This window comes from Arthrobacter yangruifuii, from assembly GCF_009192775.1.
Classification (GTDB): Bacteria; Actinomycetota; Actinomycetes; order Actinomycetales; family Micrococcaceae; genus Arthrobacter_B; species Arthrobacter_B yangruifuii.
This window is the reverse complement of the sequence record NZ_VTFX01000005.1, coordinates 368,248-387,864: the sequence shown is the minus strand read 5'-3', so window position 1 is coordinate 387,864 and position 19,617 is coordinate 368,248. Positions and strand designations below refer to the sequence as shown.

Genomic DNA, 19,617 nt, shown 5'->3' with positions numbered 1-19,617 from the left:
CGGTAACCTAGGCATCGTGACCTTTTCGATTCCCGAGGCCTCCCCTGCCGGCGCCACCGGCACCGCCTACACGCTGACACTGTCCTGCCCCGACCTGCCGGGCATTGTCCATGCCGTCAGCGGAGCGCTGGTGTCTGCCGGAGGCAACATCATCGAGTCCGCGCAGTTCGGCAGCCCGGAGACCGGCTCGTTCTTCATGCGGGTGGACTTCCGGTCCCCGCAATCCTATGAAGAGGTCCACGCCGGACTCGCCGCCACGGCGGAGGCGTTCAACATGACCTGGGACCTCTACCATGCCGGCCGGCGGACCCGCACCCTGATCATGGCCTCGAAGTCCGGCCACTGCCTCAATGACCTGCTCTTCCAGCAGCGCGCCGGGACACTGCCGATCGATATCCCGGCCATTGTCTCCAACCACCGTGACCTGGAGTCCCTCGCGGACTTCTACGGGGTGCCGTTCCATCACCTTCCCGTCACTGCGGACACCAAGGACCAGGCCGAGGGCCGGCTCCGCGCCCTGATGGCCGAGCTGGACATTGAACTAGTGGTCCTGGCCCGCTACATGCAGATCCTCAGCACCGACCTCTGCAACGAGCTGTCCGGGCGTGCCATCAATATCCACCATTCCTTCCTGCCCTCCTTCAAGGGGGCCCGGCCCTACCACCAGGCACATGCCCGCGGCGTGAAGCTGATCGGTGCCACGGCGCATTACGTCACCTCGGACCTGGACGAGGGCCCCATCATTGAGCAGGAAGTCATCCGGGTGGACCACGCCCGCTCCGCAGCGGAACTCGCGGCACTGGGCAGCGACGTGGAGGGCCGGGCACTGTCCAAGGCCGTTCGCTGGCATGCACAGCACCGGGTCCTGCTCGACGGCCGGCGGACCATCGTCTTCAACTGACATCCCGTCCCACGGCACTACGCTGGTGGCATGGCACACATTATTGAACTCCGGGGCAAGACCCCGGCCATTGACCCCAGCGTTTTCCTTGCACCTACCGCCTCGCTGATCGGCGACGTCACCATGGCCGCAGACTCCAGCGCCTTCTACGGCGTCTGCGTGCGCGGCGATTCCAACAGCATCAGTGTGGGCACCGGAACCAACCTCCAGGACAACGTGGTCCTGCATGCGGATCCCGGCTTTCCGACGACGGTCGGTGACCGCGTCAGCGTAGGCCACAATGCGGTGGTGCACGGCTGCACCATCGAAGACGACTGCCTGATCGGCATGAGCGCCACCGTCATGAACGGTGCCGTCATCGGCGCCGGATCCCTGGTGGCCGCCGGTGCCCTGGTCCTTGAAGGCACCGTGGTGCCTCCGCGTTCCCTGGTGGCCGGAATGCCGGCGAAGGTCCGCCGCCCCCTCACGGATGCCGAAGTCGAAGGAGTCCGGGCCAACGCCGAAAACTACCGGCAGACCGCTGCCGACCACCGTGCCGCCACCACGGCGCTGTCCTAGCCTTGCGTTCATTTCTTGACTGCAAGAGTGTGATGTAGGACTCTTAATTTATGCCAGCACATCCCTCCTCGACGCTGAGGACCGCCCGGACACCGGGAAGCTCCACCCCTAAGCCGGGCTCCCAGAGCGCCCTTCGGGAACGGAACCAACAGCGCATTGTCGAAGCCCTGCTGGCGTCCGCGCCGCTGACCCAGGCAGAGATTTCGCGCCAGACGGGGCTGTCCCGCGCCACCGTTTCCAACATTGTCGGGGCCATGAACGAGCGCCGGCTGGTGATCACCGAACCCACCACCAGCTCCGGACGCAGGGCCCTGTCCGTCCGGCTGAACGAGTCCGGCGCGGTAGCCGCGGGAATCGACATCGGCCGCCGGCACGTGCGGGTGGTGCTTGCCTCCCTCGGCCACCGGATCCTGCAGGAAGAGTCCATCCTGCTGCCGCTGGGCCACTCCGCCGCGGACGGCATGGATGCCGCCGCCTCACTCCTGGACCGGCTGCTGCGCCGCCAGGGCGTGGACCGCAGTGCAGTGCTGGGCGCCGGCGTCGGCATCCCGGGACCCATCGACCGCAGGACCGGCACGGTGGTCCAGGGCGCCATCCTGCCCGAATGGGTGGGTATCAATATGCGCGAAGATCTGGCGGACCGACTGGGCGTTCCGGTGTATGTGGACAATGACGCCAATCTCGGGGCGCTGGCGGAGGTGACCTGGGGCCCGCACGGAGGAAGCGAGAACCTGATCTTCGTCAAAGTGGCCTCCGGCATCGGCGCAGGGCTCATCATCAACGGGTCGCTGTACTACGGCAACGTCGGCATCACCGGCGAAATCGGCCACGCCACCATCTTTGACCAGGGCCTGATCTGCCGCTGCGGCAACCGCGGCTGCCTCGAAACCATTGCCTCCACCTCGATCATGATCGAGCTGCTCAGCCGCGGCTCCAGCGGCACCATCAGCACCTCGGACATTCTCTCCCGCGCCGCAGGGAAGGACCCGGCCACCCTCCGCGTCATTGACGACGCCGGTGCGGCGGTGGGCCGGGCGGCCGCCAACCTTGCCAACACCTTGAATCCCGAACTCATCATCATCGGCGGCTCGCTGACCGCGCTGGGCGACATTTTCCTGGATCCCATCCGGCGCGGCCTGCTGCGTCACGCCGTCCCCCTGGTCGGGGAAACCTCCACCGTCATGATGTCCTCCCTCGGAGACCGTGCCGAGGCCCTGGGAGCCGCGGCACTGGTCCTCCAGGCCCAGGGCGCCGCTGCCCCCTAGCCAGTCAGCCCCGGCATTCGGGCACCTCTTTGCGGGAAGCAACCCGGCCGGAATGTCGATCCTTTGCGTTCAAGAGTTGACGGCAGTGCCTGTGACCGTGTTAACTACCTTATCGACCCACCCTGTGGGCCACATCACGACAAAGAAGTCACACGGAGGCACTCATGCGAGCAGCAGCAGCAGCTCCGGCAGTAGGCGCACAGCGCGCCGCCTGCCACTACGGCAGGGATAGCGCGTATGTCGGCTAGTACCAACATTCTGGAAATGCACTCCATCACCAAGGAGTTTCCCGGCGTTAAAGCCCTGTCCGACGTCTCGCTCAAAGTCCGGGCCGGGGAAATCCACGCCATCTGCGGCGAAAACGGTGCCGGTAAATCAACACTGATGAAAGTCCTCTCCGGGGTATATCCCTACGGCACCTACACCGGAGAAATCGTCTTCTCCGGCAAAGCCGTCTCCTTCCGGGACATCCGCTCCAGCGAAGCCGCGGGAATTGTCATCATCCACCAGGAACTGGCACTGATTCCCGAACTCTCCATTGCGGAGAACATTTTCCTGGGCAACGAACCCACCCGGTTCGGCGTCATTGACTGGGACAAGGTCAACTTCGAGACCCTGGCCCTGATGGAACGCGTGGGCCTGAAGGAAGACCCCACCACCCCCATCAAGGACCTGGGCGTGGGCAAGCAGCAGCTGGTGGAAATCGCCAAGGCGCTGAGCAAGCGCGTGCAGCTGCTCATCCTCGACGAGCCCACCGCCGCGCTGAACGAGACCGATTCCCAGCACCTGCTCGGGCTGATGTCCGGACTGCGGGACAAGGGCATCTCCTGCATCATGATCTCGCACAAGCTCAACGAAATTGAGCAGATTGCGGATTCCATCACCATCATCCGCGACGGAAAATCAGTGGAGACTATCGACGTCGCCGCAGAAGGCGCGGACGAAGACCGCATCATCCGCGGCATGGTGGGACGGTCCCTGGAATCCCGGTTCCCGGACCACACCCCCACAATCGGGGAAACCTTCTTCGAAGTCCGCGGATGGACCGTAGGGCATCCGACGGTTCCGGACCGCCTGGTCTGCAAGGGCTCGGATTTCTCCGTCCGCCGCGGCGAGATTGTCGGTTTCGCCGGACTCATGGGAGCCGGGCGCACCGAACTGGTCCGTTCCATCTTCGGCCGCTCCTACGGAAACTTCATTTCCGGCCAGATCATCAAGGACGGCAAGGAAATCACCCTGCGGACCGTGCACTCCGCCATTGACCACGGCCTGGCGTACGTCACCGAGGACCGCAAGACGCTGGGCCTGAACCTGCTGGACGATATCAAGGCCACCACGGTTTCCGCAGACCTGAAAAAGATCACCCGGGGCCTGGTGGTCGACGACGACGCCGAGTTCCGCCATGCGGAGGAATACCGCAGGAGCCTGCGCACCAAGGCACCCACGGTCGATGAGGGCGTTTCCAAGCTTTCCGGCGGCAACCAGCAGAAGGTTGTCCTGGCCAAGTGGATGTTCACCGACCCGGATCTGCTGATTCTGGATGAACCCACCCGCGGCATTGATGTGGGCGCCAAGTATGAAATCTACGGAATCATCCAGCAGCTCGCGAACCAGGGCAAGGGCGTCATTGTGATCTCCTCCGAGCTCCCCGAGCTCCTGGGTCTCTCGGACCGCATCTACACCATCTTCGAAGGGGCAATCACCGGTGAGCTCTCCAAGGACGAAGCCGACCAGGAGAACCTCATGAGGCTCATGACCTCCCCCGCCAAGAAAACCTACGCCGCACAAGGAACCCTTTCATGAACGCCATCAAGCAACTCCTGGGCGGAAACAACCGCCAGTTCGGGATGATCTTCGCCCTGGGCATCCTGGTTGTCCTTTTCCAGGTCCTCACCGGGGGCAAGACGCTCACGTCCACGAACATGATCAACCTGTTCAACGGCAACTCCTACATCCTGATCCTCGCGGTGGGTATGGTCTTCGTGATCATTGCCGGGCACATCGACCTCTCCGTGGGGTCCGTCGCGGCGTTCTCCGGCATCGTCGTCGCGATGGCCATGCGGGACTGGGGGCTGCCCTGGTACGCCGGCATCCTCCTGGGCCTGCTGGTCGGCGCCGCCATCGGTGCCTGGCAGGGTTTCTGGGTGGCCTACATCGGGATCCCGGCGTTCATCGTCACCCTGGCCGGCATGCTGATCTTCCGCGGCGCCAACCAGTGGGTCGGCAAGTCCAACACCGTTCCGGTCCCCTCCGAGTTCCAGTTCATCGGTGCCGGCTACCTTCCCGAAGGCGGCCCCGTCCCCGGATATAACAACCTGACGCTGCTGCTCGGCCTCATCCTGTGCGCCGCCGTGGTCTACGGCCAGATGCGCAAGCGTTCACGCAATGCCAAGCTCGGCACCGCCAACCCGCCGGTCTGGGTGCCCGTGGTGAAGATCGGCCTGCTCTGCGCCGTGATCCTCTACGCCACGTACCTGTTCGCCACCGGCCGTCCCGGCACCTCCTTCCCCGTCTCGGGCATCATCCTGGGTGCCCTGGTCCTGTTCTACGGCTTCGTCTCCAACAAGACCATCCTGGGCCGTCATGTCTACGCCGTGGGCGGCAACCGGCACGCAGCCGAGCTCTCCGGCGTGCAGGGCAAGAAGGTGAACTTCATGGTCATGATGAACATGTCCATCCTGGCCGCCCTGGCCGGCATGATCTTCGTGGCCCGCTCCACCGCCTCCGGTCCGTTCGACGGCACCAACTGGGAGCTGGACGCCATTGCAGCCGTCTTCATCGGCGGTGCGGCCGTTTCCGGCGGCGTCGGCACCGTGGTGGGCTCCGTCGTCGGCGGCCTGGTGATGGCCGTCCTGAACAACGGCCTGCAGCTGCTGGGCGTCGGCGCCGACCTGACCTCCATGATCAAGGGACTGGTCCTGCTGATTGCCGTGGCACTGGATGTCTACAACAAGACCCAGGGCAAGCCGTCCATCACCGGACTGCTGATGCGCAACTTCGGCGGCAACAAGCCGGCGCCGGCACCCGTTGTCGACGCCGCCCCGGAAATGCCCACAGGCACAAAAACCGTCATTTCGCACTGACGCCAACACCGTTTCACCGACCAGGCACTGAGTTTCATATTCGCTATCCAGAAAGAGAACACCATGCGTAATTTCGCAAAGTCCTTCGCGGTTGTCGCCACGGTGGCAGCACTGTCGCTGTCCGCCTGCGGCCGCTCCGAAGAAACCGCTTCCGGCACCGAAGAAGGCTTCGACGAAGGGGCGTCCATCGGCGTCGCCCTGCCGCAGAAGACCTCGGAGAACTGGGTGCTGGCAGAGACCCTCTTCAACGATGGCCTCAAGGAGGCCGGCTACGACGGCCAGGTCCAGTTCGCCAACGGCGGCGTGTCCGAGCAGCAGAACCAGATCAGCTCCATGATCACCAACGGGGTTGAGGTCCTGATCGTGGGTGCCATTGACGGCAGCCAGCTCGGCTCGCAGCTGCAGGACGCCAAGGATGCCGGTATCACCGTCATTGCCTATGACCGTCTGCTGACCAACACCGAAAACGTCGACTACTACGTTGCCTATGACAACTTCAAGGTCGGCCAGCTGCAGGGCCAGGCCCTGCTGGACGGGCTGAAGGAAAAGAAGCCTGAAGGCCCCTACAACATCGAGCTGTTCGCCGGCTCCCCCGATGACGCCAACGCCCAGGTCTTCTTCGACGGGGCCATGGACGTGCTGATGCCGGAGATCGAGTCCGGGAACCTGGTGGTGGCTTCCGGCCAGACCGAGTTCAAGCAGGCCGTGACCCAGGGCTGGAAGGCCGAGAACGCCCAGAAGCGTGCGGACACCCTGCTCTCCAGCAACTACGCCACCCAGGAACTGGACGGCGTCCTCTCCCCCAATGACACCCTGGCCCGCGCCGTCCTGACCTCGGTCACCGGCGCCGGCAAGCCGCTGCCCGTCATCACCGGCCAGGACTCCGAGGTGGAGTCCGTGAAGCTGATCATGGAAGGCAAGCAGTACTCCACCATCAATAAGGACACCCGCAACCTGGTGAACCAGAGCATTGACATGGTCAAGGCACTGGGCGCCGGTGAGGAAGTCGAAATCAACGACGACGAGAGCTACGACAACGGCAAGAAGGTTGTCGAAAGCTACCTGCTGGAGCCGGTCATCGTGACCAAGGCCAACGCTGCAGAGGCCTACGCCAATGACCCCACGCTTTCCAAGCTGATCAAGTAAGCACGTAAGTACAGCCCCTCGGGGCGGAACAGCCCGGGTTTTCTCCAGCGGAGACCCGGGCTGTTCCATCTGGTTCCCCGGGCTCCCCTCCCCGGGCACCGGGGCCAGGCGCCGGAAGGACTGCGGGCCGGTCCCCTAGGCTGCGGCCTGAAGCAACCATAGAGTAGGGGTGACTCCCTGCAACGACGCGGAAGACGAGGACCATGACTGCCCTTCAACACATTCCCACCCCGCCCTGTGTACAGCCGGGGGCACCAAGCCCGGTCTCTTCCACGGGCCGGACCCTGCGGTGGGGCGTCGTCGCCACCGGCAACATTGCCGAGCGCGTCACGGAAGACATCGCCCGGCTCGAAGACGCCGTCCTGCAGGCGGTCAGCTCCCGCCGGCAGGGCACCGCCGAGGATTTCGCTGCCCGCTTCGGTTTCGCCCGGAGCTACTACGACGAGGACGGCATCCCGGGCTACGACCGGCTCTTCGCCGACCCCGACGTCGACGTGGTCTACATTGCCTCCCCGCATGCCCAGCACTATCCGATTGCCCGGCGCGCGCTGGAGGCCGGCAAACACGTCCTGTGTGAAAAGTCCCTGACCATCAATGCCCGCGAGGCCGAGGACCTGATCGAACTGGCCCGGTCCCGGAACCTCTTTCTCATGGAAGCGGTCTGGACGCGGTTCCTGCCCTGCGTCAACCGCATCTGGGAACTGATTGCCGCGGGCGAGCTTGGAGACATCAACTGGGTCCAGGCGGACCTGGGCTTCCCGGCGCCCTACGACCCGGCCAGCAGGCTCTGGGACCCGGCCGCGGGCGGCGGAGCGCTGCTTGACCTCACCGTCTACCCGCTGACCTTTGCCCTGGGTGCACTCGGCTATCCCGAGACGGTGCATGCAGTGGGCAGCATCAACCCCGACGGTGTGGATGCCCAGAACGCACTGACGCTGGGATATGCCTCCGGCGGCCTGGCTCAGCTCACCTCGTCGCTGGTCTCCGCTTCCCCGCGGACCGCCGTCATTTCCGGCACCAAGGGATGGCTTCGGACCGGGTCGCCCCTGCATAACCCGGTGGAACTGACCATCGTTCCCCAGACCGGCGAATCCCGCGTGGAGCGCTTCCCCCAGGTAGGCAACGGCTACGCATACGAGCTGCGGGAAGCAACCCGCTGCATCCAGTCGGGACTGGTGGAAAGCCCCACCATGACGTGGGCGGATTCCCTGCGGACCATGCGGCTCTTTGACGCCGTACGGGCGCAGATCGGCGTGCTGTATTCCAATGACAAGGCATCCGTCCCCCGCTAAGCGGACGCATGACCCCACGCACAAACGACGGCGGTGCCGCACCTGCGAAGGTGCGGCACCGCCGTCGTTTGCTGTCCGGGATCACCCGCAGGGGCCACAGGAACCGCCGGGGAGTGTGCCGGGCAGGTCCTGCTGCTTAGGCGTTCTTGACGTTCTGCGGAGCCTCCGAAGCGGAGTCCTTGACGTCGGATGCTGCAGCCTGGCCCTCGGACTTCACGTTCTGCGCGGCGTCGGTGGCGGTGGCCTTGATGTTCTCCACCGCTTCCTGTGCCGGCTCCTTCAGGCCCTGGGCCATTTCCTTGGCGGCTCCGGCCAGCTCATCCGTCATCGGCTGCGCGGCAGTCTTGAGGTTGTCGGCAGCAACGCGTTCCTTGTCGCTGGCGGGAATCAGGGTTGCGGCCAGCAGGCCGGCACCGAAGGCGATCAGGCCGGCGGCCACGGGGTTGCCCTGCGCCTGGCCAGCCAGCTTCGCCGGCGCACCCTGGACAGCCGAACCGGCGGCCGACATGCCGTCGGAGACGCTGGAGCCCATATCGGAGGCACTGCCGCTGATCCTGCTGCCGGTGTTGCCTGCGCTGTTACCCATTGAATCGGCCACACCCATCACCTTGTCCTTCACTCCGAATACCTTGTCCTTCATCTTGTCCGTCTGGCGCTGGACGATGTGGGAGGGGGTTACCTTGTCCGCCACTGCGTCCACGTTGGTGCCAAGGCGCCGGCGGGTTGCTTCGATGTCGGCGCGGATCTCATCCGGGTTTTCACTCATCGTGTTTCCTCGCTTGGTTTCATGGTCTGGGGAATTTCCTGCAGCGTTTCGGACGTCTGCGGCATGCCCTTGATCTTCTTGAGTTCCTTGCGCCCGCGCGAGGCCAGGATGGCGGCAACAATGGCCCAGAGTACCGCCACGATGACTGCGGACCAGCCGAAGCCGATCGCCGTTGTGCCCAGTGCGTACCAAAGGGCCACCGACAGGAACAGGAGGACAAAGTAGCCTGCTACGGCTGCTCCCCCGAGCAAGCCGGCACCCTTGCCTGCACGGGTCCCTGACTGTTTCAGCTCGACCTTTGCCAGTTCCACTTCCTGGCGCATCAGGGTGGACATGTCCTGCGTGACCTGGCCGAGGAGATCACCCAGAGAAGTGGACTCCGCCTTGGCCTGTGCGGGGGTGGGAGGGATTTCGGTACTCATCAGTGCCGACCACCGCTGTAGGGATCAGCTGCCGGAACACCAGTGGAAGGGGTGGGCGGAAGTGTCTGTGCCGAGGCCGGGCCGGTACCGGCCGGGCGGACGGGTTCGGTGCCGAAGGGGTCGGCAACGGCACCGGGAGTGCCGACCGTGGGCTGCGCTCCGGGTGCCGGCGGCACGGGAGGCACCGGCGGCACGGCCGGGGCCGTGTGCTGGCCTGCAGCTCCGGTTGCGGCGCCGCCCTGGTTCGGGAGCCCCGCGCTCAGGCCCTTGTTCAGGCGCCCGGCAAGGAAACCGGCTCCGGCTGCAATGGCGAGGAAGGCCACCGGACGCTGACGGGCAAAGCCCTTGACCTCGTCCAGCAGGGATCCCGGATCGCGCCCGTCAAGCCACGTTGCGGCGGACGAGGCACGGCTGGCTGCCTGGCCTACGAGATCGGTGGCAACGCCTGACTGGCCGGACTGTGCCATGGAATGCAGCTCATCGGCCATGGACCGGAGTCCTTCGGCCACCTTCTGCTGCTGTACGCCGGCCTGCTCGGTGAGATCGGAGCGTGCCTGCATGAACAGATCCTGAGCATTGCTCTTCACCTCGGAGGCGACGCCGGCTGCTTCGGATTTGGCGGTGTCCGCCACCTGCGCCGCGTTACCCTTGGCCTGCTGGGCGATGTCGCCTGCCTGCTGCTTGGCCGCTTCGGCCTTCGCCGAGGCGGTGGAATCACTGGTGCTTCCAGCCGGTGTTGCTGCATGGCTTCCGTCGCGCGGAGTGAAATTCTCTGTCATCATCGCTCTCTTTCGTCATTGCAACTGCTGATCAAGATTGGATGGTTCGTACACCGATAATAAGCACACTTAGTTATGAATGTGTAGCGTGTTAGAATTATAAGTGCCCTTGCTATTTACCCCTGTGCATGGTTGTCTTTTGGCACCGATTCAGTAGAGCCGCGGAGCCCGTTCCCGCCGGATTTCCGGTACGGCTGCACCCCCGGCTCACTACCCACAGGAGCATCCCTTGGCAGCAAACCTCATAGCGCGCTCTGTCCATGACCTGACGGCGGCTGCCTGGTTCGGAGGCTCCCTCATGGGTGCCGTGGGCCTGAACGGCGCTGCGGCCGAGGCCAAGGACCCGGCCGAACGGACCCGGCTTTCCGCGCTCGGCTGGAAGAAATGGGCACCCGTCCAAGCCGGCGCAATTGGCCTGCACCTCCTTGCCGGGCTGGCACTGGTGGGCGACAACAAAACGCGGGTGGCCAAGCAGGAAGGCGTCGGCGCCCTCACCGTCTACAAAACGGCGGTTACCGTGCTCGCCGCCGTAGCCACGCTGTATTCGGGCATTCTTGGCAGCAAGGTCGGGAAGCTGGCAGAGGAGGGCGGCCAGGGAGCCACGGAACCCCGCGAAGGCGCATCCAAGGAACTGAAGTCCGCCCAGCGCCAGCTGAAAATCCTGCAGTGGAGCCTCCCGGTGCTGTCCGGGGCCGTCATAGTGATGGGCGCCCAGCATGGTGAAATGCAACGCCCTGCCAATGTCCTCAAGGGCCTGAAGAACTAGTAGCGGGCCATGGGTGCAGAAGTCACGAGCAGGACTTTCAGCCGCGCGCAGCGCACAGCCTACCGGCAGCGCCTGCTGGAAAACCTCGACCACTTCGCTCATTACCTTTCCACCGCACAGTTTGCGGACACGGCCAGCATCGGCCTGGAACTTGAGCTGAACCTGACCAACCGGGACTTCTCCCCCGCCCTGCGGAACAAGGCCGTCCTCGAGCGCATTGCTGATCCGGCCTTCCAGACCGAGATCGGTGCCTTCAACATCGAAATGAACCACCCCGCGATGGCGGTGGGCCAGTTTGGGCTAAAGGAGCTGGAAGACAGCCTGCGCATGCAGTTGAACCGCGCGGATGAACGGGCAGCCCAGGAAGCCGCGGACATCATGATGGTGGGAATCCTCCCCACCTTGACCCCCCGCTTCATGGACGGCTGGGACTGGCTCAGCAGCGGCCAGCGCTATGCCGCGCTGAACACGTCAGTCCTCCAGGCGCGCGGGGAGGACGTCTTCCTGGATCTGGCAGGTCCGGAGCCCCTGTCCTTCTACGCGCAGAACATTGCCCCGGAGGCTGCATGCACTTCGGTCCAGCTGCATTTGGAAGTCTCCCCTGATCAGTTCGCGCCGGCCTGGAACGCGGCGCAGATGATCGCGGCGCCGCAGGTTGCCCTTGCCGCGAATTCCCCGATCTTCATGGAGCATCTGCTCTGGCACGAAACCCGGATCGAACTCTTCAAGCAGGCCATTGACACCCGCCCGCCGGAAATGCGCACTCAGGGCGTGCGCCCGCGCGTCTGGTTCGGGGAGCGCTGGATTACCTCGATATTCGACCTGTTCGAGGAAAACGTGCGTTATTTTCCCGCGCTGCTTCCGGAGCTTTCGGAAAACGGTGCGGACGCCACCGCCCTGGGCGCACCGCTGCTTTCCGAGCTGCGCCTGCATAACGGCACGGTTTACCGCTGGAACCGCCCGATCTACGATCCGGGCAGCGGGACACCCAACCTGCGGCTGGAGAACCGCGTCCTGCCGGCCGGTCCGTCCGTCCTGGACGTCGTGGCCAATGCTGCGTTCTACTACGGCCTCGTAGAGTACCTCCGCACGGCTGACCGCCCGCTGTGGAGCCGCGTTGCGTTCAAGACGGCATCGGACAACTTCCTCAACTGCGCCCGGCACGGGCTGGAGGCCTCGGTGTACTGGCCCGGAATCGGCGAGATTCCCGTGGCGGAACTGATTCTGCGCCATCTCGTTCCGCAGGCTGCCGAAGGGCTGAGGGAGCTAAAGGTGGATTCCTCCCTGATTGACCGTTATCTCTCCGTGGTGGCGGAGCGGGCCCGCACCGAGCAGAACGGGGCCGCCTGGCAGATCGCCACGCTGCGCCGCCTGGAAGGCACCGGGCTGCAGCGACCGGCAGCTCTGCGCGAGCTCTCGCGGCTGTACTGGGAGAACATGCACACGAATGCCGCCGTACACTCCTGGCCGCTGGGGTGACCGGAGAAAACGGGCACCGGAGGACGGAAACCGCAACCGGAACCTAGCAGTCGAAAGTGCCCGGTGCTAGCCTGAATTGCATCGTTGAGTCGGGAAGACTCAACCTTGAGCGGGCCTTTTCCAACAACAGCATTCCACCACCGGGACCCTGCCGGGTGCCGGTGCAACAGGAGTTGATGACAATGGCGATGAAGTTTGATCCATTCCGCGAGCTCGACCGGGTTGCCGGTGCCCTCCTCGATCCGAGGCAGCGGCTCCGGCTGATGCCGATAGACCTGTACCGGGAAGGCGACCACTACATCCTCAATGCGGACCTGCCGGGCATCGACCCGGGTTCGGTGGATGTGGACGTGGACGGCCAGTTGCTGACCATCCGGGCCGAACGGACCATCCAGACTTCCGAGGGTGCAACCTGGCTGACCCGTGAGCGGGAAAGCGGAAGTTTCCTGCGGCAGCTGAACCTCGGCCAGGGCATTGATATCGAGTCGATTTCCGCCAAGTATGAGAACGGCGTGCTGAGCGTGTTCATCCCGGTGAGCGAACGCTCCAAGCCCCGCAAGATCGAGGTTGCCGCGGCCTACAAGGATGACCACACCATCTCCGGCCAGTCCACGTCGGAGCCGGCGTCGGTCTCCTCCTCGGGCAGCGGCGGGTCCTCTGGCTCGGCGTCGCCCGGTTCCAGCGGCCCTTCGTCGTCCGGCGACAAGGGTGCGGGCATTTAGTTCCCACCCCTGAAAAGCACTGCGGGCCCCGGAGACCAATCTCCGGGGCCCGCGGTATGTCCTGGGCTGCCCCTCGCCGTGCGAACCGGCTGTCAGGCCGAGGGCCTGCGCTGCCAGATGGCAGCCATCAAAGCGCCCGAGACGTTGTGCCAGACCGAGAAGACCGCTGCCGGCAGGGCCGCCTCCGGGGCAAAGTACTGTTTCGCCAGTCCCGCGGCGAGCCCGGAGTTCTGCATACCCACCTCAATGGCCATCGTCCGCCGTGAGGGGATCGGCTGCCGGAACAGCTTGGCGGCACCGTAACCCAGCCCCAGGCCCAGGCCATTGTGCAGCACCACCGCCAGCAGGATCAGCCAGCCTGCGGTGAAGATGGCCTCCGCGCTTCCCGAGACCACGGCAATGACCACGAAGGTGATGGCCGCGACCGAGATCCACGGCAGCACGGGCAGGACCCGGTCCACCAGCCGGGGCACAAGTGCGCGGATCACCAGTCCCAGAATGACGGGAATCAGGACAATCTGGACGATCGACCACGCCATGGACCCGGCGTCGACCGCCATATACCGGCCGGCGAGCCAGAGCGCGAGCAGCGGCGTGAGCAGAGGGGCCAGCAGGGTGGACACGGAGGTCATCGCCACGGAGAGGGCCACGTTGCCGCGGGCAAGGTAGGTGACCACGTTCGATGCCGTGCCGCCGGGCGCGCAGCCGACCAGGATCACGCCGGCCGCGAGTTCAGGACTCAGCTGCAGTGCCCAGGCAATCCCGAAGCCCAGCAGGGGCATAATCACGAACTGGGCCACCACACCCAGCAGGACGGGCAGCGGCTGCCGGACCACCAGCGCGAAGTCCGGCAGGGTCAGGGTCAGGCCCATTCCGAACATAATGAGCATCAGACCCGGATTGATGTAGCCGGACAGGCCGGTGAAGGGCTGCGGAAAGAACAGCGCCACCGCTCCCCCGGCAACAATCAGCAGCGGGAAAACGGTAACCGCTATGCGGGCGCTTCGCTCTTCGGCGCTTTTCGCGGCGCCGGGCCCGGGCGGCGCTGTGGTGGAATTCGACATTCCCACATGGTGGCACCGCGGGTGCCCCGTGGCTATTTATTACGCGTGTGCTTCATGGACGGGGAAGCACCCGCGGTTAACGACGACGGCGCGCCGCCCCGGTAAGGGGCAGCGCGCCGTCGTCGGAAGTGCAGTAAAACCTAAGCTGCAACCTCGGCGCCCAGACGGGCCTTGAGGTTCTCGTCCAGTGCGGCGAGGAACTCTTCAGTGGTGAGGTACGGCTGCTCGGGGCCAACCAGCAGTGCCAGGTCCTTGGTCATCTTGCCGGATTCAACCGTCTTGATGACAACGTCTTCAAGGGTTTCGGCGAAGTTGATGACCTCGGGGGTGTTGTCCAGCTTGCCGCGGTGCATCAGGCCACGGGTCCACGCGAAGATCGAGGCGATCGGGTTCGTGGAGGTGGGCTTGCCCTGCTGGTGCTGGCGGTAGTGACGGGTCACCGTGCCGTGTGCAGCTTCGGCCTCGACGGTCTGGCCGTCCGGGGTCATCAGCACGGAGGTCATCAGCCCCAGTGAGCCGAAGCCCTGTGCAACGGTGTCGGACTGGACGTCGCCGTCGTAGTTCTTGCAGGCCCAGACGTAGCCGCCTTCCCACTTCATCGCGGAGGCAACCATGTCATCGATCAGGCGGTGCTCGTAGGTGAGGCCGGCTGCTTCGAACTGGTCCTTGAACTCGGCGTCGAAGACTTCCTGGAACAGATCCTTGAACTGGCCGTCGTAGGCCTTCAGGATGGTGTTCTTGGTGGAGAGGTACACCGGGTAGTTGCGCTGCAGGCCGTAGGCGAAGGACGCCCGGGCGAAGTCGCGGATCGAGTCGTTGAAGTTGTACATACCCATGGCGACGCCGCCATCTTCGTTGTACGTGACAACCTGCTGCTTGATTTCTTCGCTGCCGTCGGCCGGGGTGTAGGTCAGCGTCAGGGTGCCGGCACCGGGAACCTTGAAGTTCGTGGCCTTGTACTGGTCGCCGTGGGCGTGGCGGCCGATGATGATCGGTTTGTTCCAGCCCGGGACCAGGCGCGGGATGTTGGAGATGATGATCGGCTCGCGGAAGACCACGCCGCCCAGGATGTTGCGGATGGTTCCGTTCGGGGAGACCCACATCTTCTTCAGGCCGAATTCCTCGACGCGTGCTTCGTCCGGGGTGATGGTGGCGCACTTAACGCCCACGCCGTGTTCCTTGATGGCGTTGGCAGCGTCAATGGTGACCTGGTCATCGGTTGCATCGCGGTTCTGGATGGAGAGGTCGTAGTACTTCAGGTCTACGTCCAGGTACGGGTTGATCAGGCGGTCCTTGATGAACTGCCAGATGATGCGGGTCATCTCGTCGCCGTCGAGCTCAACGACAGAGCCCACAACCTTAATTTTCTCAGCCACACGTTCTCCTAGTGTGTTGGTGGGCACCGGAGCATGTCTTGAGGCATGACGGAACCCGTCTTTTTGGCTTGTGTTTGAGTCCAACTATGCCACAGCCCACTATCCGGGCCCTAAACAGCGGGGGCGGCGCAGTACCTGCACCGCCCCCGGGATCGGCCCCGCGTTAGTGGAAGAAGTGGCGGGCGCCGGTGAAGTACATGGTGACTCCTGCGGCTGCGGCCGCCTCCATGACTTCGGGGTCCCGAATGGACCCGCCCGGCTGCACCACGGCGCGGACGCCGGCATCGAGAAGGATCTGCAGGCCGTCCGCGAACGGGAAGAAGGCGTCGGAGGCGGCTACCGCGCCGCGGGCACGCTCCCCGCCGTCCGCGCCGAGGGTGTTGGCCCGTTCGACGGCGAGCCTGCACGAATCCACGCGGTTCACCTGTCCCATGCCCACCCCGACGGAGGCGCCGTCCCTGGCCAGCAGAATGGCGTTGGACTTCGCTGCCCGGACGGCGGACCAGGCGAAGGCCAGGTCCGCCAGCGTCGCCTCGTCCGCAGCGTCCCCCGCTACGAGGCTCCAGTTGGCCGGATTGTCGCCCTCGGCCTGCAGCCTGTCCGCCTTCTGCAACAGCACGCCGCCGGAGACCTGCCGGAATTCCGCGTCGTTGCGTCCGTAGCCGTCCGGCAGTGTGAGCAGGCGGATGTTCTTCTTCGCCGAGAGGATCTCCACCGCCTCCGGCTCGAAGTCGGGGGCGATCACCACTTCGGTGAAGATGTCCTTCACCGTCTGCGCCATGCCCGCGGTAACCGTGCGGTTCGCGGCAATTACTCCGCCGAAGGCCGAGACCGGGTCGCAGGCATGGGCCTTCGCGTGGGCGTCGGCGATCGGATCCGCGGCGCCCGGTGTGGCCACGGCAATGCCGCACGGGTTGGCGTGTTTGACCACGGCGACGGCCGGTTCCTCGAAGTCAAAGGCGGCGCGCAGGGCGGCGTCGGCATCCACATAGTTGTTGTAGGACATGGCCTTGCCGTGGAGCTGGTCGGCCTGGGCGACGCCGGGACGGGCGTTCTTGTCTACATACAACGCGGCGTCCTGGTGCGGGTTTTCGCCGTAACGCAGCACTTCGGCGCGTTCCAGGGCCAGCCCCGTGTACGCCGGCCATTTGGTTCCTTCGTCTGTGCCGTCGCCGAACTGCTCCGCGGTCCAGGTGGCAACGGCAGTGTCATAGGCGGCGGTGTGGGCGAACGCTTCGGCGGCCAGCCGGCGTCGTTCCGTCAGGCTGAACCCGCCTTCCCCAGCCGCCGTGACGACGTCGGCGTACTTGCCGGGGTCCACCACCACCGCGACCGACGGGTGGTTTTTCGCGGCTGCGCGGACCATGGACGGGCCGCCGATGTCGATCTGCTCCACCACCTCGTCCTGCCCCGCCCCGGACCGGACGGTCTCCACGAAGGGATACAGGTTCACCACCACAAGGTCGAAGGGTTCAATGTCCATTTCCTCCAGCTGGGCAATGTGGTCTTCGCGGCGGCGGTCGGCCAGGATTCCGGCGTGGACCCGGGGATGCAGCGTTTTGACGCGTCCGTCCAGGCATTCGGCGAAGCCGGTCACCTCGGACACTTCGGTGACGGCAATCCCGGCGGCGGCGATCTGCTTCGCGGTGGAACCGGTGGAGACGATGCTGACGCCGGCTGCGGCGAGGCCCTGCGCAAGTTCCGTCAGGCCGGTCTTGTTGTAGACCGAGATCAGGGCCCGGCGGATAGGAACACGGTCGAGGACGGGATTGGTCACAGCTGACACTCCAAGTAGTCGATGATCGGTGCGCAGGCCGTGCGGCCCACGAGAAGTTTATGCCTTTGCCTTCCGCCTGCCCCGGGCTGGAGGTAACAACGTGTCTTGGTGGCGGGTTTTCCGTTCCGGGGGCAGGAGGCCAGGCATGGGCTGATCTCCCCGGACACCGGAACCGGTTTGCGTGGTATCCACAGGCCGGCGCTTCCAACGGGTATCGTTTCCCCGGACCCACGCACCTCCCCTCCGAAAGGCCACATACCCGATGTCCGTTACCGACACCCTGCCCACCGGAGACCAGGTGGTCCAGAACCTGCCCTGGAGGTGGAAAGTCCAGGGCAAAATCTTCCTCATCGGCGGGCTCGGCTTTATGTTCGATGCCTGGGACGTGACCCTGAACGGCGTCCTGATTCCGCTGCTGTCCAAGGAATGGGCGCTTGCCCCGGCGCAGGCAGCGTGGATCGGAACGGCCAACCTGCTCGGCATGGCCATCGGCGCCTTCGTCTGGGGTTCCATTGCGGATGCGATCGGCCGGAAACGGGCCTTTTCCGCCACCCTGCTGGTGTTCTCGATCTTTACGGTGCTGGGTGCTTTTTCCCCGGATATCGTCTGGTTCTGCGTCTTCCGCTTTATGGCCGGCTTCGGGCTGGGCGGGTGTGTTCCCGTCGACTACGCCCTGGTAGGTGAATTCACCCCCAAAAAGCAGCGCGGACGGGTCCTGACCGGCATGGACGGCTGGTGGCCGGTGGGCGCAGCACTGTGCGGCGTCACCTCGGCCGCGATCATGGCCACCTTTGCGGACTGGCGGTACACCATGCTGATCATGGTGATCCCCGCGTTCCTGGTCTTCTGGGTCCGGCGCTCGGTTCCCGAATCTCCCCTTTACCTCGTTCGCAAGGGACGGGCCGAGGAAGCCTCAGCCGTTATTGACGATCTGGTCCGGCGCACCGGCGGAACCCAGACCAAGTGGCGCCTGCCCGAGCCCCAGGCCCCCGAGAAGCTGTCCCTGGGCACCATGGGCGCCCAGCTGGCGGACCTCTGGCGATTCAGCACGAAGACCACCATCACCGCCTGGTCCCTGTTCCTCACCATCCTGCTGGTCTACTACCTGGCCCTGCAGTGGATGCCGAAAATCCTCGTGGACGCAGGCTTCGCCGAATACCGGGCCTTCCTCACCACTTCCGGGATGGCTGCCGTCGGGCTGCTGGGCGTGATTGCTGCTGCACTGCTGGTCGAAAAAGTCGGCCGGAAATGGATCCTGGCGGTCACCGGCCCCCTGTCCGCCGGCATTCTGGTGGTGGTCGCCCTCGTGGTGGAGGTTCCCACGGCCGCGACGATCTGGCTGCTGGTGTACGGGTTTGTGGTGCAGGTGGCCATCCCGGTCCTCTACACCTATGTCTCGGAGCTTTATCCCACCAACCTGCGCGGCAGCGGCTTCGGGTGGGCATCAACGGTGTCCCGGGTCGGTGCCGGCTTCGGGCCGCTGATCTTCGTGTCGGTGCTGTGGCCGTACCTCGGGCTGCCGCTGTCCTTCGCGCTGGCCGGGGTGCTGGTTCTCCTGGCCGTGCTGTGGATGGCGAAATTTGCCCCGGAAACCAGGGGCGCGGCGCTGGAGTAACCCGGCGGTTACAGCTTCGGGATGCCCCCGCGGCTGATCCGGTCCAGGGTTTCGATCAGCAGCCGGCGTTCCTGGACCTTAATACGTTCATGCAGGGTCTCCTCGGTGTCGCCGTCGAGCACCTCGACGGCGGCCTGGGCCAGGATGGGCCCGGTGTCGACGCCGGCGTCGGCCCAGTGCACCGTGCAGCCGGTGACCTTGACTCCGTAGGCAAGTGCGTCGCGCACGCCGTGCGCGCCCGGGAAGGACGGCAGCAGCGCCGGATGGGTATTCAGGTAGCGTCCGTCGAACCGCGCGATGAAAGACTCGTCCACAATCCGCATGAAACCGGAGGAGAGCACCAGATCCGGGTCATAGGAAGCCACCTTCTCCGTGAGGTCCCGGTTCCAGTCCGCCCGGACCGGATAGTCCCGGAAGGGGACCACGAAGGTCGGGTAGCCGGCGTCGGCGGCGCGCCGGACCCCCTGCGTTCCCGGACGATCGGAGCCGACGGCGGCAATCTCGACGTCGAGCCGGCCGTCACGGACGGCATCCAGCACTGCCTGGAGGTTGGACCCGGTACCGGACACGAGGACTACGATGCGCATGCGTCCACCATAGGCGGCA

Annotated in this window: 18 protein-coding genes; 11 read left to right on the top strand and 7 right to left on the bottom strand. The window is 65.1% G+C overall.

The annotated features are described in order from the left end of the window. Positions 1-16: 16 nt before the first annotated feature. The 7 genes from purU (at position 17) to GD627_RS12670 (ending at position 8,245) form a co-directional block, all read left to right on the top strand. Positions 17-901, top strand: coding sequence for a formyltetrahydrofolate deformylase (gene purU, locus GD627_RS12700; protein WP_246165485.1), 885 nt, complete (start codon positions 17-19; stop codon positions 899-901). Positions 902-931: 30 nt separating this feature from the next. Then, positions 932-1,459 (top strand): gamma carbonic anhydrase family protein, encoded by a 528-nt coding sequence (locus GD627_RS12695; RefSeq protein ID WP_146362526.1) that lies wholly within the window; start codon positions 932-934, stop codon positions 1,457-1,459. Positions 1,460-1,509: 50 nt separating this feature from the next. After that, entirely contained in the window at positions 1,510-2,724 is a 1,215-nt protein-coding gene (locus GD627_RS12690) for an ROK family transcriptional regulator (protein WP_152272811.1), read from the top strand. Positions 2,725-2,961: 237 nt separating this feature from the next. Then, positions 2,962-4,527: a multiple monosaccharide ABC transporter ATP-binding protein gene (gene mmsA / locus GD627_RS12685; RefSeq protein ID WP_152272810.1), complete on the top strand. Its 1,566-nt coding sequence runs from the start codon at positions 2,962-2,964 to the stop codon at positions 4,525-4,527. Further along, positions 4,524-5,807 (top strand): multiple monosaccharide ABC transporter permease, encoded by a 1,284-nt coding sequence (gene mmsB, locus GD627_RS12680; RefSeq protein ID WP_152272809.1) that lies wholly within the window; start codon positions 4,524-4,526, stop codon positions 5,805-5,807. The genes mmsA and mmsB overlap by 4 nt, the downstream gene beginning before the upstream one ends. A 63-nt stretch (positions 5,808-5,870) precedes the next feature. Then, on the top strand, positions 5,871-6,953 hold the full coding sequence (locus GD627_RS12675; RefSeq protein WP_152272808.1) for a substrate-binding domain-containing protein: 1,083 nt from the start codon (positions 5,871-5,873) through the stop codon (positions 6,951-6,953). Between the two features lie 203 nt (positions 6,954-7,156). Further along, positions 7,157-8,245 (top strand): Gfo/Idh/MocA family protein, encoded by a 1,089-nt coding sequence (locus GD627_RS12670; protein ID WP_152272807.1) that lies wholly within the window; start codon positions 7,157-7,159, stop codon positions 8,243-8,245. 136 nt (positions 8,246-8,381) lie between these two features. On the opposite strand, the gene GD627_RS12665 is transcribed toward GD627_RS12670, so the two are convergent. From GD627_RS12665 to GD627_RS12655, 3 genes are read right to left on the bottom strand one after another with little or no spacing between them, the layout of a single operon-like run. Continuing rightward, positions 8,382-9,011, bottom strand: coding sequence for a DUF3618 domain-containing protein (locus GD627_RS12665; RefSeq protein ID WP_152272806.1), 630 nt, complete (start codon positions 9,009-9,011; stop codon positions 8,382-8,384). Further along, positions 9,008-9,433, bottom strand: a complete 426-nt coding sequence (locus tag GD627_RS12660; RefSeq protein ID WP_146362533.1) for a phage holin family protein — start codon at positions 9,431-9,433, stop codon at positions 9,008-9,010. The genes GD627_RS12665 and GD627_RS12660 overlap by 4 nt, the downstream gene beginning before the upstream one ends. After that, positions 9,433-10,212 (bottom strand): hypothetical protein, encoded by a 780-nt coding sequence (locus tag GD627_RS12655; RefSeq protein ID WP_152272805.1) that lies wholly within the window; start codon positions 10,210-10,212, stop codon positions 9,433-9,435. Before GD627_RS12655 ends, GD627_RS12660 begins: the two co-directional genes overlap by 1 nt. 229 nt (positions 10,213-10,441) lie before the next feature. On the opposite strand from GD627_RS12655, the gene GD627_RS12650 reads away from it, so the two are divergent. From GD627_RS12650 to GD627_RS12640, 3 genes are all read left to right on the top strand, one after another. Further along, a complete protein-coding gene (locus GD627_RS12650; protein ID WP_152272804.1) occupies positions 10,442-10,978 on the top strand; it encodes a hypothetical protein in 537 nt (178 codons plus the stop codon). Positions 10,979-10,987: 9 nt separating this feature from the next. Next, positions 10,988-12,457, top strand: a complete 1,470-nt coding sequence (locus tag GD627_RS12645) for a glutamate-cysteine ligase family protein (RefSeq protein WP_152272803.1) — start codon at positions 10,988-10,990, stop codon at positions 12,455-12,457. 182 nt (positions 12,458-12,639) lie between these two features. Then, entirely contained in the window at positions 12,640-13,179 is a 540-nt protein-coding gene (locus GD627_RS12640; RefSeq protein WP_152272802.1) for an Hsp20/alpha crystallin family protein, read from the top strand. Positions 13,180-13,271: 92 nt separating this feature from the next. Here GD627_RS12640 and GD627_RS12635 read toward each other — a convergent pair whose 3' ends face one another. The 3 genes from GD627_RS12635 to purH all read right to left on the bottom strand — a co-directional run bounded on the left by GD627_RS12635 (position 13,272) and on the right by purH (position 17,396). Beyond that, positions 13,272-14,243, bottom strand: coding sequence for a bile acid:sodium symporter family protein (locus GD627_RS12635; protein ID WP_152272801.1), 972 nt, complete (start codon positions 14,241-14,243; stop codon positions 13,272-13,274). A gap of 140 nt (positions 14,244-14,383) precedes the next feature. Beyond that, on the bottom strand, positions 14,384-15,619 hold the full coding sequence (locus GD627_RS12630) for an NADP-dependent isocitrate dehydrogenase (RefSeq protein WP_152272800.1): 1,236 nt from the start codon (positions 15,617-15,619) through the stop codon (positions 14,384-14,386). A 163-nt stretch (positions 15,620-15,782) separates the two neighbouring features. Continuing rightward, complete coding sequence (gene purH / locus GD627_RS12625; protein ID WP_152272799.1) at positions 15,783-17,396, bottom strand: bifunctional phosphoribosylaminoimidazolecarboxamide formyltransferase/IMP cyclohydrolase; 1,614 nt, start codon at positions 17,394-17,396, stop codon at positions 15,783-15,785. Positions 17,397-17,658: 262 nt separating this feature from the next. On the opposite strand from purH, the gene GD627_RS12620 reads away from it, so the two are divergent. Next, the gene (locus GD627_RS12620; protein ID WP_152272798.1) at positions 17,659-19,011 is read left to right on the top strand and encodes an MFS transporter; all 1,353 of its coding nucleotides are present in this window, start codon (positions 17,659-17,661) and stop codon (positions 19,009-19,011) included. Between the two features lie 8 nt (positions 19,012-19,019). On the opposite strand, the gene purN is transcribed toward GD627_RS12620, so the two are convergent. Continuing rightward, positions 19,020-19,598 (bottom strand): phosphoribosylglycinamide formyltransferase, encoded by a 579-nt coding sequence (gene purN / locus GD627_RS12615; RefSeq protein ID WP_152272797.1) that lies wholly within the window; start codon positions 19,596-19,598, stop codon positions 19,020-19,022. Positions 19,599-19,617: the final 19 nt, after the last annotated feature.

Excerpts from the sequence above, each read along its gene's own strand:
- GD627_RS12695 (WP_146362526.1), top strand. The coding sequence starts at position 932 with ATGGCACACATTATTGAACTCCGGGGCAAGACCCCGGCCATTGACCCC.
- GD627_RS12690 (WP_152272811.1), top strand. The coding sequence starts at position 1,510 with ATGCCAGCACATCCCTCCTCGACGCTGAGGACCGCCCGGACACCGGGA.
- mmsA (WP_152272810.1), top strand. The coding sequence starts at position 2,962 with ATGTCGGCTAGTACCAACATTCTGGAAATGCACTCCATCACCAAGGAG.
- mmsB (WP_152272809.1), top strand. The coding sequence starts at position 4,524 with ATGAACGCCATCAAGCAACTCCTGGGCGGAAACAACCGCCAGTTCGGG.
- GD627_RS12675 (WP_152272808.1), top strand. The coding sequence starts at position 5,871 with ATGCGTAATTTCGCAAAGTCCTTCGCGGTTGTCGCCACGGTGGCAGCA.
- GD627_RS12670 (WP_152272807.1), top strand. The coding sequence starts at position 7,157 with ATGACTGCCCTTCAACACATTCCCACCCCGCCCTGTGTACAGCCGGGG.
- GD627_RS12665 (WP_152272806.1), bottom strand. The coding sequence starts at position 9,011 with ATGAGTGAAAACCCGGATGAGATCCGCGCCGACATCGAAGCAACCCGC.
- GD627_RS12660 (WP_146362533.1), bottom strand. The coding sequence starts at position 9,433 with ATGAGTACCGAAATCCCTCCCACCCCCGCACAGGCCAAGGCGGAGTCC.
- GD627_RS12655 (WP_152272805.1), bottom strand. The coding sequence starts at position 10,212 with ATGACAGAGAATTTCACTCCGCGCGACGGAAGCCATGCAGCAACACCG.
- GD627_RS12645 (WP_152272803.1), top strand. The coding sequence starts at position 10,988 with ATGGGTGCAGAAGTCACGAGCAGGACTTTCAGCCGCGCGCAGCGCACA.
- GD627_RS12640 (WP_152272802.1), top strand. The coding sequence starts at position 12,640 with ATGGCGATGAAGTTTGATCCATTCCGCGAGCTCGACCGGGTTGCCGGT.
- GD627_RS12635 (WP_152272801.1), bottom strand. The coding sequence starts at position 14,243 with ATGTCGAATTCCACCACAGCGCCGCCCGGGCCCGGCGCCGCGAAAAGC.
- GD627_RS12620 (WP_152272798.1), top strand. The coding sequence starts at position 17,659 with ATGTCCGTTACCGACACCCTGCCCACCGGAGACCAGGTGGTCCAGAAC.
- purN (WP_152272797.1), bottom strand. The coding sequence starts at position 19,598 with ATGCGCATCGTAGTCCTCGTGTCCGGTACCGGGTCCAACCTCCAGGCA.